Annotated in this window: 17 protein-coding genes; 10 read left to right on the forward strand and 7 right to left on the reverse strand. The window is 70.9% G+C overall.

Annotated features, from left to right (window positions below):
* Positions 1-51 precede the first annotated feature (51 nt).
* On the reverse strand, positions 52-645 hold the full coding sequence (locus F4560_RS10255; RefSeq protein ID WP_246478283.1) for a TetR/AcrR family transcriptional regulator: 594 nt from the start codon (positions 643-645) through the stop codon (positions 52-54).
* Between the two features lie 121 nt (positions 646-766).
* Between F4560_RS10255 and F4560_RS10260 the strand changes: the two genes are divergently transcribed.
* Entirely contained in the window at positions 767-1,669 is a 903-nt protein-coding gene (locus F4560_RS10260; protein ID WP_184918975.1) for an NmrA family NAD(P)-binding protein, read from the forward strand.
* Positions 1,670-1,719: 50 nt separating this feature from the next.
* On the opposite strand, the gene F4560_RS10265 is transcribed toward F4560_RS10260, so the two are convergent.
* The 5 genes from F4560_RS10265 to F4560_RS10285 are packed head-to-tail and all read right to left on the reverse strand — an operon-like array spanning position 1,720 to position 7,649.
* Positions 1,720-3,102, reverse strand: a complete 1,383-nt coding sequence (locus F4560_RS10265; protein WP_221483438.1) for a cellulose binding domain-containing protein — start codon at positions 3,100-3,102, stop codon at positions 1,720-1,722.
* Positions 3,103-3,117: 15 nt separating this feature from the next.
* Entirely contained in the window at positions 3,118-4,602 is a 1,485-nt protein-coding gene (locus F4560_RS10270) for a beta-N-acetylhexosaminidase (RefSeq protein WP_312869018.1), read from the reverse strand.
* A 16-nt stretch (positions 4,603-4,618) separates the two neighbouring features.
* Positions 4,619-5,455 carry a carbohydrate ABC transporter permease gene (locus F4560_RS10275; RefSeq protein WP_312869019.1) on the reverse strand — a complete coding sequence of 279 codons (837 nt, stop codon included), beginning with the start codon at positions 5,453-5,455 and terminating at the stop codon, positions 4,619-4,621.
* Positions 5,452-6,402 carry a carbohydrate ABC transporter permease gene (locus tag F4560_RS10280; RefSeq protein WP_221483439.1) on the reverse strand — a complete coding sequence of 317 codons (951 nt, stop codon included), beginning with the start codon at positions 6,400-6,402 and terminating at the stop codon, positions 5,452-5,454. Before F4560_RS10280 ends, F4560_RS10275 begins: the two co-directional genes overlap by 4 nt.
* A 2-nt stretch (positions 6,403-6,404) precedes the next feature.
* Complete coding sequence (locus F4560_RS10285; RefSeq protein ID WP_221483440.1) at positions 6,405-7,649, reverse strand: extracellular solute-binding protein; 1,245 nt, start codon at positions 7,647-7,649, stop codon at positions 6,405-6,407.
* 94 nt (positions 7,650-7,743) lie between these two features.
* Here F4560_RS10285 and F4560_RS10290 point away from each other — a divergent pair, with 94 nt between their 5' ends.
* The 6 genes from F4560_RS10290 to ccsB all read left to right on the forward strand — a co-directional run bounded on the left by F4560_RS10290 (position 7,744) and on the right by ccsB (position 11,741).
* Positions 7,744-8,643, forward strand: a complete 900-nt coding sequence (locus F4560_RS10290; protein WP_312869022.1) for a GntR family transcriptional regulator — start codon at positions 7,744-7,746, stop codon at positions 8,641-8,643.
* A gap of 91 nt (positions 8,644-8,734) precedes the next feature.
* Positions 8,735-9,142, forward strand: a complete 408-nt coding sequence (locus F4560_RS10295; protein ID WP_184918977.1) for a VOC family protein — start codon at positions 8,735-8,737, stop codon at positions 9,140-9,142.
* Between the two features lie 34 nt (positions 9,143-9,176).
* Complete coding sequence (locus F4560_RS10300) at positions 9,177-9,530, forward strand: BlaI/MecI/CopY family transcriptional regulator (RefSeq protein WP_376775284.1); 354 nt, start codon at positions 9,177-9,179, stop codon at positions 9,528-9,530.
* Entirely contained in the window at positions 9,527-10,423 is an 897-nt protein-coding gene (locus F4560_RS10305) for a M56 family metallopeptidase (RefSeq protein ID WP_184918979.1), read from the forward strand. The genes F4560_RS10300 and F4560_RS10305 overlap by 4 nt, the downstream gene beginning before the upstream one ends.
* A gap of 66 nt (positions 10,424-10,489) precedes the next feature.
* Entirely contained in the window at positions 10,490-10,870 is a 381-nt protein-coding gene (locus F4560_RS10310) for a hypothetical protein (RefSeq protein ID WP_184918981.1), read from the forward strand.
* Complete coding sequence (gene ccsB / locus F4560_RS10315; protein ID WP_184918983.1) at positions 10,863-11,741, forward strand: c-type cytochrome biogenesis protein CcsB; 879 nt, start codon at positions 10,863-10,865, stop codon at positions 11,739-11,741. Before F4560_RS10310 ends, ccsB begins: the two co-directional genes overlap by 8 nt.
* Positions 11,742-11,763: 22 nt before the next feature.
* On the opposite strand, the gene F4560_RS10320 is transcribed toward ccsB, so the two are convergent.
* Positions 11,764-12,201, reverse strand: coding sequence for a DUF6098 family protein (locus F4560_RS10320; protein ID WP_184918985.1), 438 nt, complete (start codon positions 12,199-12,201; stop codon positions 11,764-11,766).
* Between the two features lie 62 nt (positions 12,202-12,263).
* Here F4560_RS10320 and F4560_RS10325 point away from each other — a divergent pair, with 62 nt between their 5' ends.
* Genes F4560_RS10325 through F4560_RS10335 form a run of 3 tightly spaced genes read left to right on the forward strand, consistent with a single transcriptional unit; the run spans position 12,264 to position 15,837 of the window.
* Positions 12,264-13,772: an FAD-dependent oxidoreductase gene (locus F4560_RS10325; protein ID WP_184918987.1), complete on the forward strand. Its 1,509-nt coding sequence runs from the start codon at positions 12,264-12,266 to the stop codon at positions 13,770-13,772.
* Entirely contained in the window at positions 13,772-14,845 is a 1,074-nt protein-coding gene (locus F4560_RS10330; RefSeq protein ID WP_246477769.1) for a carboxylate-amine ligase, read from the forward strand. Before F4560_RS10325 ends, F4560_RS10330 begins: the two co-directional genes overlap by 1 nt.
* Complete coding sequence (locus F4560_RS10335; RefSeq protein ID WP_184918989.1) at positions 14,842-15,837, forward strand: iron-containing redox enzyme family protein; 996 nt, start codon at positions 14,842-14,844, stop codon at positions 15,835-15,837. The genes F4560_RS10330 and F4560_RS10335 overlap by 4 nt, the downstream gene beginning before the upstream one ends.
* The last annotated feature ends 44 nt before the right edge of the window (positions 15,838-15,881 follow it).

Genomic DNA, 15,881 nt, shown 5'->3' on the forward strand with positions numbered 1-15,881 from the left:
GCGGCGCTGTACGCCGCGAGGGATGGTGCCGGCCACGCGGGGCTGGGGCGTTTAGGCCGGGTGCTGTGAGCGGTTGGTGGTTGGGGTGGTGCCGGTCAGTTCGGCGACCAGTGCGACACCTACCTCGCCCGCCCGCTCTCCACCCGGATGCGCTGCCGTCGCGTACATGCCTTCGATGACGAGCCAGATCCGCTCAGCCAGCAGTTCGGGGTTCGGGAGGCCGGTCTGCCGGGTCAGCTCACCGATGTGCGCCCGCACGTCCGCCAAGTGGTCGGCGGCGAACCGGCCCACCTCGTGGTCCGGGAACTCGGTGAAGCAGTTGCGGAACGCGCAACCCCGGTAGTCGACCTCGCCGACCTGGCCCGCGGCCAACCGCGTGATCGCCACCAACTGCGCCGCCGGGTCATCGACGAGCGGCGCGGTCGCCTGTTCGACCTGGTCCATCCAGAGCGAACGAATCCTTGCGAGGTGGGCGACGACCAAGGCGTCCTTGCCGGGGAACTCCCGGTACAGCAGGTTCTTCCCGCAGCCGCACTCGTCGACGATCCGCTGCATCCCCACCGCACGCACCCCGTGCTCGGTGAAGAGCCGGGCCGCCGTGTCCAAGATGCGGTCCCGAGTGCCCGGTTCCCGCTGACGCGCCATCACGTGAGCAGCTTAGCGGACCAATCGGTCCGTTCCCTTGACGTGGCTCTTCAACGTAAAGCAAGATCGGCGGACCGATCGGTCCGGGACTGATCGGTCCATAACGGGAAGGAACGGACGAATGTCGGCACCCAGCGTGCTCGTGCTCGGCGCAACAGGCAGGACCGGCGGCGCCTTAGTCGACCAACTGGTCGACGCCCACCGTGAAGGCGAAGTGACACTGATCGCCGCAGTCCGCCGCCCCGAGGCCGCCGCGGCCTTCACGGAACGCGGCATCGAGACACGCCACGTCGACCTGGACTCCGCCGAGCGGCACGGGCTGGCCCCGATCGTCGCGGCACTGCGGGACGTGCGGCGGGTGTTCCTCGCCTCCGGCTACGACGTGCGGATGCTCAGCCAGGCCAAGGCCGCGATCGACGCCGCCCGGCTCGCGGGCGTCGACCACCTTGTCCACCTCGGGGTCCACGCCGAACCGGACACCACGGTCGTCCACTACGGCTGGCACCAGCTGGTTGAGGCTCACCTGGCGCGATCCGGGCTCGGGCACACCAATCTCCACCCGACCGCGTTCATGCAGAACCTGCTGATGCCGGTGATGAGCGACCCGGAGTCGGCCGTGCTGACCCACTACATCGGCGACGCACCGACAAGCTGGGTGGACGCGGACGACATCGCGGCGGTCGCGGCGACCATCCTGCGATCACCGGAAGAGCACGACGGCCGGAGCTACGGTCTCGGCACCGAGGTCGCCACCATCAAAGGTGTCGCGGCCATCCTCACGGAGCTGACCGGGCGGACATGGCGGCACGCGGCGAGGGAACCGGGGGAGTTCCTGGCGGCGGTGACGGCGGCGGGCGCGGACCCGGTCTACATGGACTGCGTGCGCAACGTCTTCGAACGGATCAGGGACGGATCACTGCCGGAGGCGGCGGCCACGTTCGACACGGTCGAGCGGATCACGAAGAGGCCGGCCACGTCGCTGCGCACGTTCCTCGACCGTCACCGCGAGCACTTCACAGCATGAACGGACCGCTGGGGCGTCGAAGGGGTGCTCGACGCCCCAGCGGCCAAGGACTACGACGCAGGCACCGTGTCGACGTGGTCCACGCCGGAGGTGCGGTAGCCGTTCACGCGCGACTGCACCTGGGCCGGGCTGAGCACCTGGTCCTTGGCGAAGTACACGTAGTCCACGTGCTGCTGGTACGCGCGGTCACCGGGTGTGCCGACCAGGCCGCCCGAGATGAACCACAGGTTGAAGTTCAGCGACATCGGCGTCTCCGGGTAGTACTTGTCACCGTGATCGGCCACCTGCGCGCCGTCGATGAAGTACTTCACCCGGCCACCGGACACCTGGATCACCAGGTCGTGCCACCCGGCGTAGCTCTGCCGCTGCTCGGTGTGGATGTTGTCGGCGATCCACGGCTCGTTCTGGTAGGTCTCCCAGGTCGTCTCGTACATGATGTTGGCGGGCTCGCCCCACCCGCCGTTGGGCAGGTACTCGAAGTCGATCTCGCCGTAGTTCGGGTCCATGTTGCTGTTGAGCGGCGTGATGGTGAAGAACGTCTGCACCACGTGGTCGCCGTCGGGACCGTAGACCGGCGCGTCGGAGAACTTCACCCGCGCCGCGTACGTGCCCTCGAAGAACTTCCGCTGGTGGTACAGCTCGGTCTGCCGCGCGGACGACCCGTTGTTGGACGACTCCAGCCGCATCGACTTCTGGCCGTCCACGGTCGGGAACGTCACCATCGCCGGATCCCACACCGCTCCCGGCACGCCCGGACCGCCACCGCCCGAGCGGACCGTCCACCCGCGCTGGGAAATCCGCGAGTCCACGGAGCTCGCGTAGTTGAAGTCGTCGAACAACGCCGGGCCGTTCGGGTTCGGCGGAGTCGAGGACGTGGTCGTGGTGGTCGGGCCGGTGCCACCGGGCGGCGTGCCCCACAGCAGGGTTCCCGCCCGGTGCACGGTCACCCGTGACCACGCGGAGTAGGTGCTCGCCGCGCGGAACGAGTAGTCGTCGGACTGGGTGATCGGCCCCCAGTTCGACCGGTAGAACCGCAGTTGCAGGTCACCGGTGTCGGCGCCGGGCCCGAGCGAGCCCGCGCCCGAGGTGAACCCGACCTCCAGGTACCGGTCGGCCGCGCCGCCGGTCAGCGTGCCGAAAGCGCCGGTCACGTTGGCGCAGCCGCGCACCGCCCACGAGCACGCGAAGCGGTAGCCGACGTCGGGCGTGTCGCTCTTGAAGTAGTAGCGGACCTTCAACTCGGTCAGCGGCACGGTCGTGCCGCCGGTGTTGACCAGCTTGAACCACGGTTCGACCTGGTCGGTCGTCGCACCGGACGCGCTGGTCCGGTACTGGGCGGTGACCACGTCGGCGGCGAACGCCATCGGCGCGACCACCAGCGCGGCGACGGACACCGCTGCGGCTCCGATCGCCGCGATCATGCGTGCGGACACAGTGTTCTCCTCAAGTCAGCAGGGTGGGACAGGGGAGCGGGCGTCGTCCTCCTTTCGGGGCAAGGGCACGGACAGCGCGCTCAGGCGGCCGGTGTGCGCGCGCATCCGTTCGGTGAAGTCGGTCCAGGACGGGCGCTGAGCCCAGAGCGTGTCGGCCAACGCCGCCAGCCGGGGGTACGCCAGCCGTTCGAGGTGGTGTGCGGTCGGCACGTACTCCGTCCACAGCGCGCACTGTGCGCCGAGCACCCCGTCCGGCAACGGCAGGTCGTAGACGTCCCGCGCGGTCACCACCAGGCCGGGCTGTCCGGCCGGCTCGTCGGGGTCGGCGGACTGCGGGTAGTCCAGGTAGGTCGAGCGGTGCGGCGCCATCACCACGGCGTGCCCGAGGTCCATCGCCGCCCGCGCGTCCGCCGCGTCACGCCACGGCATCACCACCGCGCGTGGGTCGCCGATCGGCTCCCACGACACCGGCACCCGCCCGCGCTCGACGACGTGGTCGGCCATCGCGCGCAGGAACCAGCCGTGCAGGTCGTGCGGACCGGTCAACTCCTCGCGGCGGACCCGCCGCAGCGCACCGGGACTGGACTCCCACTCCGCGGTGGGGCACTCGTCGCCGCCCAGGTGCACGTGCGGGCCGGGGAACACGTCCACCACCTCGTCCAGCACGTCACGGCAGAACTCCAGCACGGCGTCGTCCACGCCGAACACCGCGTCGCTGATGCCCCACCGCGTCCACACCGGCGACCGGCGCCGGGGGAAGTTGCCCAGGTGCGGGTAGGCGGCCAAGGCGGCGCGGGCGTGTCCCGGCATCTCGATCTCCGGCACGATCCGCACACCGCGTTCGTCGGCGTACGACACCAGCCCGGCCAGCTCGGAGCGCGTGTACGAACCGCCGTGCGGCACGCCGTCGCCCATGGTCTCCGCACGCCACCCGCCGACCGACGTCAGCAGCGGGTGGCGCGGCACCGGCATCCGCCAGCCCTGGTCGTCGGTCAGGTGCAGGTGCAGCACGTTCAGCTTGTGCACCGCCATCAGGTCGACGAACCGGCGCAGCACCGCGACCGGCTGGAAGTGCCGCGCCACGTCCAGCAGCACCCCGCGCCACGGCAGCCGCGGCGCGTCGCGGACGTCCACCCCGGGCAGCGTCCAGTCCACATCGGACACCGGCCGTGAGCCCAAGGCCGTCGGCGACATCAGCTGCCGGATCGTCTGCACGCCGTGCGCCAGCCCGTGACGCGTGGCCGCTCGCAGCACCACCGCGTGCTCGTTCACGGTCAGCGCGTAGCCCTCGTCGCCGAGCCCGATCAGCCGGTCGTCCAACGCGAACACCACCCGGCCGTCCTCGTGCAGCGGCAGCGGCAACCCGGTGGCCGGTCGCACCAGCGCGCGCAGCAACCGTGCCGCGCCCTGGGCGCCGGGCGTGGCACGGATCGCCGTGTCGCGGTCGAGCGTGAACCGGCCGTGCCGCCGGATCAGTCGCGTCGGTCGTGGAACGATCACCAGCAGAACCCCCGAATCAGCCTTTGACCGCGCCGCCGACGATGCCGGTGGTGACCCGGCCCTGGAGCACGAGGAACACCACCAGCACGGGCAGCATGAACAGGGTCGAAGCGGCCATGGTCGCGCCCCAGTCGGTGCCGAACGTGTTGCTGAACGACGACAGCCAGACCGGCAGCGTGCGGTCGTCCTGGTTCTTGATGATCAGCACGTTGGCGAAGGCGAACTCGTTCCACGCGGTGATGAACCCGAACAGCGAAGTCGCCAGCAGACCCGGCGCGAGCAGCGGGAACACCACCCGCCGGAACGCCTGCGCCCGCGAGCACCCGTCCACCAGCGCCGCCTCTTCGAGGTCGACGGGGATGGCGGCGAGGAACCCGCGCAGCGTCACGATCGTGAACGGCAGGGTGATCATGAAGTAGACCAGCGTGAGCATCCAGAGCGTGTCGAGCATCCCGGTGTCCCGCGCGATCACGTAGATCGGGATGAGCAGCGCCTCCCACGGCGTCATCTGCGCCACGAACACCATCAGGATGAACCCGCGCCGCCCCTTCCACCGCAGCCGCGCCACCGCGAACGCCGCCAGCAACGCCACCACGAGCGCCAACAGCACCGCCCCGCCCGCGACCAGGATGCTGTTGCGCCAGAACGACCAGAAGCCCTGCGCCGACACCGCCGTGCCGAAGTGCTCGAACGTCAACGACAGCGGCAGGAACGTCGGCGTCTCGGCCTGGATGTCGCGGGTCGGCTTGAACGCGGTCAGCACCATCCAGTACACCGGGAACACCGACACCACGAACACGACCACCGCGGCGACACCGCGCAGCACCCTGCCGGTTGCGGGACGGCCGGTCACGAGACCTCCTCCTGCCGGTACATCTGCCGGAAGTACGCCAGCAGCGCCAGCACGAGCAGCAGCACCATGAGCATCGACACCGCCGCGCCGAGGTCGTAGCGCTGCAACGACTGCGCGACCTGGAACGCGTACACCGGCAACGTCGTGGTGGCCTGCCCCGGCCCGCCCTGGGAGATGACCCAGATCTGGACGAAGCACTTGGCCACCCAGATCACCTCCAGGCAGGTGATCAGCCCGAACATGGCCCGCAGCACGGGGAACGTGATGGAGGCGAACTCCCGCCACGCGCCGGCGCCGTCCATCCGCGCCGCCTCGTACAGCTCGGACGGCACCGTCACCATGGCCGCGTACAGCGACAGCGCCGCGAACGGCACGGACTGCCACACGATCAGCGCGACCAGGATCCCGAACGTGGCCGGACCGTCGGCGAACCACGTGTAGTCGCGGTAGCCCTCGAACCCGAGCGACACCAGCACCCAGTTGACCACCCCGAGCCGGGACTGGAACAGCCACTGGAACACCGTGGTCGCCGCGATCACCGGAGTCGCCCACACCAGCACGAGCCCGGACATCACCAACAGCCGCGTCCACCTGCCCAGCCGCACCAGCAGCAGCGCGACCAGCGTGGACAACACCATGATCAGCACGACGTTGATCGCGGTGAACACCAGCGTGCGCCGCACGACCGCCCAGAACTCCGGGTCGCTCAGCACCCGCGTGTAGTTCGCCAGGCCCACGAACCGCGCGCCGCCGCGGACCAGCTGCGGCAGGCCGAACTCCTGCACGGACATGACCACGTTGCGCACCAACGGGTACAGCAGCAGGAACCCCATCGCCAGCACGGTCGGCGCGATCAGCAGGTACGGCCACCAGGGCGTACGGCGGCGGCGCGGGGGAGGGGTCGACAGCGGGCGGCGCTCGACCGCCCGCGTCAGCGTCGTCGCCACGGCTACGCGCCCGAGTTGAGCGCCTGGGTGATCACCTTGTCCGCCTCGGCCGCGGCGGTCGCCGGGTCCGCGCCGGTCAGCACCGCGGTCAGGAACTCCTTGATCGGGTTGCGCGCCTCGACCGCCGCCCAGTTCGGCGAGTTCGGCGTGGCGCGCCCGTTGACCGCGCCCGCCGCCATCGCCGCCGCGCCGGGGTCGTCGCCGACCGCGCTCGCGAGCGACGTCCGGTTCGGCACGTAGTTCATCGCCTTGGCCAGCTCGACCTGCCACTTCTCCCCGGCCAACGCCTTCACCACGGCGTACGCGCCGTCCTGGCGAGTGGAGGCGAGGGGGATGATCAGGTCCGAGCCGCCGGTGAACACCGCGCCCGGCTTGGCCGCGGTCTTGCCGGGGATGGGGAAGAAGCCCAACTGGTCCGCCAGCTCCGGGTTGGCCTTGGCGACCAGCTTCGCCGCGCCGGGCACCGCGATGAACTGCGCGACCTCGCCGCCCGCGACCACGTCGGTCTGCTGCGGTTTGGCCTCGTCGGAGTCCTTCGGCCCGTCGCCCAACGCCTGGAGCTTCCGGTAGAAGTCCGCGCCCGCCAACGCCTCCGGCGTGTTCAACGCGCCGGACCACTTGTCGCCTTCCTGTTCGGCGAGGTCACCGCCCTCGTCCCAGACGAACCCGGACAGCACGTACCAGTTCTGGCCGGGCAGGTAGATGCCCTGCGTGTCGCCCTGGTCGAGCTTTTCGGTGGCGGCCAGCCACTCGTCCCGCGTCTTCGGCGGCGCGACCCCGGCCGCCTCGAACAGGTCCTTGCGGTAGATGACGACCCGGTTGGCCGCGTAGAACGGCACGCCGAACTGCTTGCCGTCCACCGCGCCCGGCTCGGCCAGGCCGGGGATCCAGTCGTCGCCGCCCAGCTCGCCGACCTTGGCGGACAGGTCGGTGACGCCGTCGCTGGCCGCGTACTGCGCGACCTGCGTGTTGCCCACCTCGATCACGTCGGGCGGATCGGTGCTGGCCAGCGCGCTGGTCACCTTCTGCGTGATGCCGTTCCACTCCTGGATCTGGATCTTCAGGTCCAGCTCGGGGTGGTCGCGCTCGAACTCGGACTCGAAGCGGCTGACGAAGTCGTCGGTGGCCGAGTCCTTCATCAGCCAGACCGTGATGTCCTGCTTGCCGCCGGACGCGCCCGGGTCGGCGCCGCAGGCGGACAGGACGAGCAACGACGCGAGGACCACGGCGACGGGGCGTTTCGGCACGTCTCACCTCTCAGCTGACCAATTGGTAAACCTCGGTGGAGCCTGTCCGAAGATGGCATAGACCAATCTGGCAGTCAACACCCAGTTCACAGCGGTGAGAGCGCTCTCGATCTTCACCGACATCGACCTGACCACTGGTCTGACATACTGGTCGGCGACCGGCAAGACGAAGCGAGGCGGCATGGCCGAACCGATCCTCAAGCGCGAACGGGTGCGCGACTACCTGCTCGAACTCATCGAGACCCACCCGCCCGGCGCGCCCATCCCGGCCGAACGGGCGCTGTGCCGGCAGCTCGAGGTCTCCCGGCCGACGCTGCGCTCGGCCGTCGACGAACTGGTCAACACCGGCCTGCTGATCCGCCAGCACGGCCGCGGCACGTTCGTCGCGCCCGCCAAGATCACCCAGGAGCTGGTGTCCGCCGACCGCGCGATGACGGTGCCGCAGGCGGACGGCGCGTGGACCAGCCGGGTGCTGGAGCACGCGCGCATCCCGGCCGGCGCGCGGGTCGGCCGCAGGCTGCGCGTGTCGCCGGCGGCCGAGATCACCTACATCGCCCGGCTGCGCCTGGTCGACGGGTCGCCCATGGCGATCGAGTACCTGCACGTGCCGGTCGCCGTGGCGCCCGGCCTCACCGTCGAGGACATGGAGTCGGGCAACTTCTACGACCGGCTCGCCGACCACGGCGTGCACGTCAGCGACGCGGTGCAGTCCATCGAGCCGACCGTCACCAACGAGGACGAGTCCACGCTGCTCGGCGTGCCGGTGTTCGCGCCCGCGCTGTTGTTCGAGCGGCTGACCAACGACACCACCGGACGCCCGGTCGAGTACGTGCACTCGTTGTACCGGGGCGACCGCTACCGGATCGTGTCCCGGCTGTCGCTCGCGCCGACCGCGCCCACGCCCGGCGCGCGGGCGGGCCACCACCCCGGCATCCCGCCCGGCGACCTGTCCTCCGGCACGGTCCGCTCGGCCACCAGGGGCGACGTCCAGTAGCCCTGGGTGCTTCTCCTGCGGCCGGACGCACGTGCTGCCAGGATGGGTCCGCCCGTACGACCTTCCCCGTATGACCGTCAAGGAGGACCCGGTGGCGTCTCGACTCAACCCGTACATCAGCTTCGCGGGAAACGCCCGTGAGGCGATGGAGTTCTACGAATCGGTCTTCGGCGGCACGCTGCGGCTGAACACGTTCGGCGAGTACGGCGACCCGGACGCGCCCGAGGCGGGGAAGATCATGCACGGCATGCTGGAGACACCCAGCGGCTACACCATGATGGGCGCCGACACCCCGCCCGGGATGTCCGTCAACGCGGGCGACAACATCACCATCAGCCTCAGTGGCGACGACGCGGACGAGCTGCGCGGCTACTGGGAGAAGCTGTCCGAGAGCGGCAACATCATGATGCCGCTGGAGAAGCAGATGTGGGGCGACGAGTTCGGCGCCTGCCAGGACCGCTTCGGCATCTCGTGGATGGTCAACATCAGCGGCACGTGAGCGCGCCCGCCGCCCGGCCTCGTACCATCAGCCCGTGGTGAACCGGTTGGGCGAGTTGGAACGTGCCGCGATGGACGTCCTGTGGGACCGGGGCGAACCGGTCGCGGTGCGGGAGGTCGTGCGCGCGCTGAGCGACCGCGACCTCGCCTACACGACCGTGATGACCGTGCTGAACCGGTTGGTGAAGAAGGGTTTCGTCCGCCGGGAGGCGGGGGAGGGGCGTGCCTGGTACTACGCGCCGGTGGCCAGCCGCGAGGAGTACGTCGCCCGGCTGATGCTGGACGCGCTGTCGCTGACCGGCGACCGGGAGACCGCCCTGGCGCACTTCGCCCAGTCGATGAGCGCGCCCGAGGCGGAGGCGTTGAGCCAGGCGCTGGACGAACGGTGAACGCCGCGCTGCACCTGGTGGCGACCTTGGCGCTGTGCACGGTGGTCGCGGGCCCGCTGGCCGGTGCACGGTGGGTCTGGCGAGCCCCGCGCACCGGCATCCTGCTGTGGCAGATGCTCGGCCTCACGTGGGTGATGTCCGTGGTCGGGCTGCTGCTCGCCCTCGGCCTCGCCCCCTACGACGCCCCCATCCCGGTCGCCCTCGGCCGATGGGTGGCCGACGCCGTGCGCGGGGACGTCACGCCGCTCGCCGTCCTGGTGGTGCTGGGCCTGCTGTCGGCGTTGGACCTGCTGATCGGCCTGCTGTGGACGTGGTGGTCGGTGCTGAGGGTGCGGCGGCGGCACCGTGACGTGCTGGCGCTCGTGGCCCGTCGTGACGACGCCGCGCCCGGCGCGCTCGTGCTCGACCACCCGCACGTCGTCGCGTACTGCGTGCCCAGCGCGCGGTCGGTCGTCGTGCTGAGTTCGGGCGCGCTGACCGCGTTGACCAAGGACCAGCTGGACGCCGTGCTGGGGCACGAGCACGCGCACGGCCGTGAGCGGCACGACCTGGTCTTGCTGCCGTTCAGCGCGCTGTGCGCGGTGCTGCCGAAGGTCCGCCTGGTGCGGTCGGTCGCGCAGGCGGTGGCGTTGCTGGTGGAGATGCGGGCGGACGAGAGCGCGAGCCTGCGTCACGGCGCGGTGCCGTTGGCGGCGGCACTGCGCAGGTTCAGTGCCGTCCGGCCGCCCGAAGGTGCGCTGGGTGCGGTTGCGTTGGGTGCGGCTGACATCGCGGTCGAGGCACGGCTGGACCGGCTCGCGGGCCTGCCGCCGCTGCCTCCGGTGCTGCGGTGGTCCGTGCTGGTCGCAGGCCTGGTGCTGGTCTCGACCCCGGCGAGCTTCCTGGTCTTCTGACCCCTCCGGATCGGCTACTACAACGTGTAGTGCTACGTTCTGTAGTAGCCATTCCGGAGGGGTTCGATGATCCAAGTCCTGGCGACCGCGTTGACGGTCGTAGCGCTCGTCGCCGCTGCCTGGTCGTTGGGGTTGGCCGTGCTCGACCGCCCGATCACGTTGCGCACCAAACCGACGCTGTGGCTCGCGGCGGTCGTCCTGCTGCTGGAGGTCGGGCTTCTGGTGCAGGCCGTGGCCGGTGTCGTCGCCATGCTCGGCGCCGACCGTGAACTGGACCGGGCCACGTTCGTCGGCTACCTGATCGGCGCGGCGGTCGTGCTGCCGTTGGGCGCGGTGTGGTCGGTGGCCGAACGGTCCCGGTGGGGCGCCGGCGTGCTGACCATCACCTGCCTCAGCGTGCCGGTGATGATCCTGCGGCTGAACCAGCTGTGGGCCGGCCATGGGTGACCGGCTCGGAGTGACCGCGCTGCTCAGCGACTGGCTGTTCACGAGCGCGTTCGGCGTCTACATGCTCGCGGCCCTGCTGTGCTCCGCCGAGTACGCGCTCACCCGGCACGCGGCGAGCCCGCCGGCCTACGCGGTGAGGTTGGGGCGGTCCGGTGTCGCGCTGACCGTCCTCGGTGGACTGCTGCACCTGGGATCGCTGGCGCTGCGCGGTGTCGCCACCGGTCGGGTGCCGTGGGGCAACATGTACGAGTACCTGTCCGCGGTCGGTCTGATCGCCGTCGGCGTGTGGCTCTACCTGGTGTTCCGGCACGACATGCGCCGGATGTCGGTGTTCGTGCTGCTGCCGATCGCGTTGCTGCTGTTCCTGGCGGGCAACCGGCTCTACACCGAAGCCGCGCCGCTCGTGCCGCCGCTGCGCTCCTACTGGATCGTCATCCACGTCGCCGCGGCGATCATGGCCAGTGGTGTGTTCCTGCTGTCCGGTGTCGTCAGCGCGCTGCACCTGGTCAGCACGGGGGAGTTCAGCCGGAAGGGCAAGTCGGGCCGTCGGCTGCCGCCCGCCGAGGACCTGGACAAGATCGCCTACCGCACCGGCACGGTCGGGTTCCTGACGCTGACGTTCGCCATCGTCACCGGCGCGGTGTGGGCGGAGCAGGCGTGGGGCCGGTTCTGGGGCTGGGACCCGAAGGAGACGGTCGCCTTCGCGTCCTGGGTCTGCTACGCCGCCTACCTGCACGCCCGTGCCACGGCGGGCTGGCGGGGACGGCGTTCGGCGTGGCTCAACGTGATCGGTCTGGTCGTCGTGCTGTTCAACCTGTTCTTCGTCAACCTCGTCGCCGTCGGCCTGCACTCGTACGCCGGGGTGAAGTGACCAGCGCATGTTTCAGATGTGGCTAGCGCTCCCGGTCGAGCGGACCCCAGGCGGTGTCGGCGTTGGCGTCGACCAGGCGTTCGCACTCGGCCATCACCTCGTCCGCGATCCACCCGATCGGACGATGGCACTGGACCAGCGGCTCGTTGTCCGGGCCTCGCCCGACCTCCTCGCCCTCCAACACCCACGGCCGCACCCCCGGCCCCCGGCGTTCCCGCAGGTGGCGGTAGTCGTGCAGGCGGCGGGCCACCCACAGTCGCAGCGGCCGGTCGCCCCACCACGGCTCGATCGCCAACGGGTTCGCGGACAGGCCGGGCAGCCGCCCACCGGTCAACCCGTCCCGACTGCCCCGCCCGCCGTCCGCGTCGGGGCCACGCGACCAACGCACGAACAACTCGTGCGCGGGCGCGCGGTCGTCGATCAGCGCGACGAGGTCGTCGAGGTCGGCGAAGGTGCGCATGACCGGGGGATAGCCCGCGAAGCGGAGGTTCGAACGCGATGGGCTTGGGTATGAGCTAGAGCATGACGGAAGCGACCACGACGGCCCGGCACTCGCTGTGGTCGGAGGCCATCCCGCACGGGCGGTTCCCGGCGCTCACCGGCGAGACCGCCGTGGACGTCGCGGTCGTCGGCGGCGGTATCACCGGGATCACGACGGCGCTGCTGCTCAAACGGGCGGGGCTGCGGGTCGCGGTGGTGGAGGCGGACCGGGTCGGCAGCGGGGTGAGCGGCAACAACACGGCCAAGGTCACCGCGCTCCAGTCCACTGTGTACTCGACCATCGAACGCAAGCACAACGCCGAAGTGGCGTCCGACTACGCCCACGGCAACATGGCCGCCGTCAAACGCGTGGCCGCGTTGGTGTCCGAGGAACGCCTGGACTGCGACCTGCACCGGATGCCCGCGTACACCCTCGCGTTCGACGAGCGCGAGCTCGCCGCCGTCGAGGAGGAGGGCACCGCCGGGATCAAGGCCGGTCTGCCGCTGTCACGCGATCGCGGTGAGCTGATGGGCGTGCCGTTCCCGGTCGCGGGCGCGGTGCGGTTGGACGACCAGCTGGTGATCCACCCCGTGAAGTACGTGCGCGGCCTGGCCGAAGCGGTCGACGGCGACGGATCGCGGGTCTACGAAGGCAGCCGGGTCCAGGGCGTCGAGGACGGCAGGCCGTGCCGCGTCCACACCGACCGGGGCACGGTCGTCGCCGAACGCGTGGTGATCGCCACGCACTACCCGATCCTGGACCGCGGCCTCTACTTCGCGCGCCTAGAGCCCGTGCGGGCGTACTGCATCGCCGCACGCCTCCGGTCCGGCACGCCTCCGACCGGTCTGGCGATCAGCGCCGGCAGCCCGTCGTGGTCGCTGGCGCGGCACGGCGACCTGCTGATCGTCGCCGGGCGCAGTCACCCGACCGGCTCGTCCGAAGGCGACCCGTACGGCGGGCTGATCGCGTTCGCCGAACGGCACTGGGACGTCGCCGAGGTCACCCACCGCTGGTCGGCCCAGGACCCGACCTCCTACGACAACCTGCCGATGATCGGCTCGTACATGCCCGGCTCGACCACCCTGTACTGCGCGACGGGGTTCATGAAGTGGGGCCTGAGCAACGGCACCATGGCCGCCGAACTGCTGACGGACCTGGTGGTGGGCCGCGCGAACCGGCTCACGGCGACGTTCAGCCCGCACCGGCTCACCTTGGGCGCCACGCCGAAGCTTGCCAAGCTGAACGCGAAGGTCGCCGTGGACCTGGTCGGCGACCGGCTCCGGTCCGCCGAGGTCGGCTCGGTCGCGGACGTGCCGGTCGGCGCGGCGCGGGTGGTGCGGGACGGCACGGGCAAGGCCGGGGTGTACCGCGACGAGGCGGGCGGCGTGCACGGCGTGTCTTTGCGCTGCACGCACCTGGGCTGCATGGTGCGCTTCAACGACGCCGAGCGCAGCTGGGACTGCCCGTGCCACGGCTCCCGGTTCGACGTGGACGGCGCCGTGCTCGAAGGCCCGGCGACCAAGCCCTTGCCGCGGCGCGACCCGGCCTGATGACCGTGGGCGTCGAGGAGGAGTTCCTCCTCGTGGACCCGTCGACCCGCCATCCGGTGGCACGCGCCGGGGACGTCCTGGCACGAGTGCGGGGTCTGCCGCCGGGTGCGGAGGTCCACCGTGAGCTGAGCCGCGCGCAGGTGGAGTTCGCCAGCGGAGTGTGCGCGGACCTGGACGAGTTGCGCGACCAGCTCGTGACGGGACGCCGTGTGTTGGCCGATGCCGCCTACTCCGAAGGACTGCGGCTGATCCCGTCCGGCTCACCGGTGTTCGCCGACCCGGACCCGGGGTTGAGCGAGGGGGAGAGGTTCGAGCGGATCGAGGCGATGTACCGCGGCCAGGTGGACGACTACCAGTGCTGCGGCTGTCACGTCCACGTCGGTGTGCCCGACCGGGAGACGGCGGTGCGCGTGGTGAACCACCTGCGGCCGTGGCTGCCGACGCTGCTGGCGTTGGGAGCCAACTCGCCGTTCGTCCGGGGCCGGGACACCGGGTACGCGAGCTGGCGGATGATCGACCAGGCGGGGTTCCCGGGTTCGGGCGTGCCGCCGTTCTTCCGCACGGCCGCCGACCACGACCTCCGCGTCACCCAGCTGATGGCCTGTGGCGCGCTGGTCGACGCGGCCATGACGTTCTGGCTGGCCCGGCCGTCACCGCGGTACCCGACTGTCGAGGTTCGTGCCGCCGACACCGTGGCGACGGTCGACGACGCTGTGCTCCAGGCCGGTCTGACGAGAGCGCTCGTGGACGCCGCGCTCGCCGGGGGAACCGCTCCGGACCTGGACGACCAGGTGTTGGCGGCGGCGGTGTGGTCGGCCGCCCGGTACGGCCTCACCGGTCCGGGCGTCGACCCGTTCGCCGCACGCCAAGTGCCCGCGGTCGAGTTGGTGGAGGCGTTGCTGGAGCACGTGTCGGACGCGCTCGGCGACGACCGTGACCGGGTTCGGAAGCTCGTGCGGGGCGTCCTGGAGAACGGGACGGGTGCGGAACGGCAGCGCCGCGCCGGATCACCGGAAGCGGCCGTCGATCTGCTCGCGTGCACGGGCGTCCGAGCGGGTAGTCCACCGTCATGACCACTGCGGATCCGGCCGTTCACCAAGCCGTGCTGCCCACGCCGCGCGGCCCCGTGTCCGCTGCCGTCGTCGAAGCTCTGCGCGCCGGTCCGCCGGCCGACCTGCCGTCGCACGTGTCGGCCGACCCGTACGGCGAAGACCTGCAACTGGCCCTGCACGTCTGCTACGAGCTGCACTACCAGGGCTTCACGGGGGTGTCGGACGAGTGGGAGTGGGATCCGGAGCTGCTGCGGTTCCGCGCCACGCTGGAGCAGGTGTTCCTCGACGCGCTGCGGCACGACGTGCCCGGCGGTGTGGACGTCGGTGGTGTGCTGGACGAACTGCTGGTCGAGCCGGTCGACGCCGTCGGTGTGAGCCACTACCTCCGTGATCAGGGGGAGTGGTGGCAGATGCGCGAATACCTGGCGTTGCGCTCGGTCTACCACCTCAAGGAGGCCGACCCGCACGCGTGGGTCATCCCGCGCCTGCGCGGCCGGGCGAAGGCGGCGCTGGTGGCGGTCGAGTTCGACGAGTTCGGCGGCGGGCGCGGTGACCGGATGCACTCGCGGCTGTTCGCGGACCTGCTCGTCGGCGCCGGTCTGGACGACGGCTACCTGCGCTACCTGGACCACGTGCCCGCCGAGATGGTGGCGACGGTGAACCTGATGTCGTTGTGCGGCCTGCACCGGTCGCTGCGTGGCGCCCTGGTGGGCCACTTCGCCGCCGCCGAGATCACCACCGCGCCCAGTGCCGCGCGGATGGCGAAGGCGCTGGAGCGGCTGGACGCGCACCCGGACTGCGTCGAGTTCTTCACCGAGCACATCGAGGCGGACGCGGTGCACGAGCAGGTGATGCGGCGGGACGTGATCGGCGACCTGCTGGCCCGTGAGCCGGGGCTGGCCGAATCCGTGGTGTTCGGCGTGCAGGCCACGGAGTTGCTGGAACAACGGCTGGGTGAGCACCTGCTGGGCGCGTGGACGGCGGGACGCTCGGCGTTGCTCCTACCGCTGTAAAGCTCCGGCCGCTGCAAACGCGGGAGAACCGCTCAACCAGAGGA

The organism is Saccharothrix ecbatanensis, assembly GCF_014205015.1.
Lineage (GTDB): Bacteria > Actinomycetota > Actinomycetes > Mycobacteriales > Pseudonocardiaceae > Actinosynnema > Actinosynnema ecbatanense.

Bases quoted from the DNA above. Each gene is read 5' to 3' on its own strand.
- F4560_RS10255 (WP_246478283.1), bottom strand. From the start codon at position 645: ATGGCGCGTCAGCGGGAACCGGGCACTCGGGACCGCATCTTGGACACG.
- F4560_RS10260 (WP_184918975.1), top strand. From the start codon at position 767: ATGTCGGCACCCAGCGTGCTCGTGCTCGGCGCAACAGGCAGGACCGGC.
- F4560_RS10310 (WP_184918981.1), top strand. From the start codon at position 10,490: ATGATCCAAGTCCTGGCGACCGCGTTGACGGTCGTAGCGCTCGTCGCC.
- ccsB (WP_184918983.1), top strand. From the start codon at position 10,863: ATGGGTGACCGGCTCGGAGTGACCGCGCTGCTCAGCGACTGGCTGTTC.
- F4560_RS10320 (WP_184918985.1), bottom strand. From the start codon at position 12,201: ATGCGCACCTTCGCCGACCTCGACGACCTCGTCGCGCTGATCGACGAC.
- F4560_RS10325 (WP_184918987.1), top strand. From the start codon at position 12,264: ATGACGGAAGCGACCACGACGGCCCGGCACTCGCTGTGGTCGGAGGCC.
- F4560_RS10330 (WP_246477769.1), top strand. From the start codon at position 13,772: ATGACCGTGGGCGTCGAGGAGGAGTTCCTCCTCGTGGACCCGTCGACC.
- F4560_RS10335 (WP_184918989.1), top strand. From the start codon at position 14,842: ATGACCACTGCGGATCCGGCCGTTCACCAAGCCGTGCTGCCCACGCCG.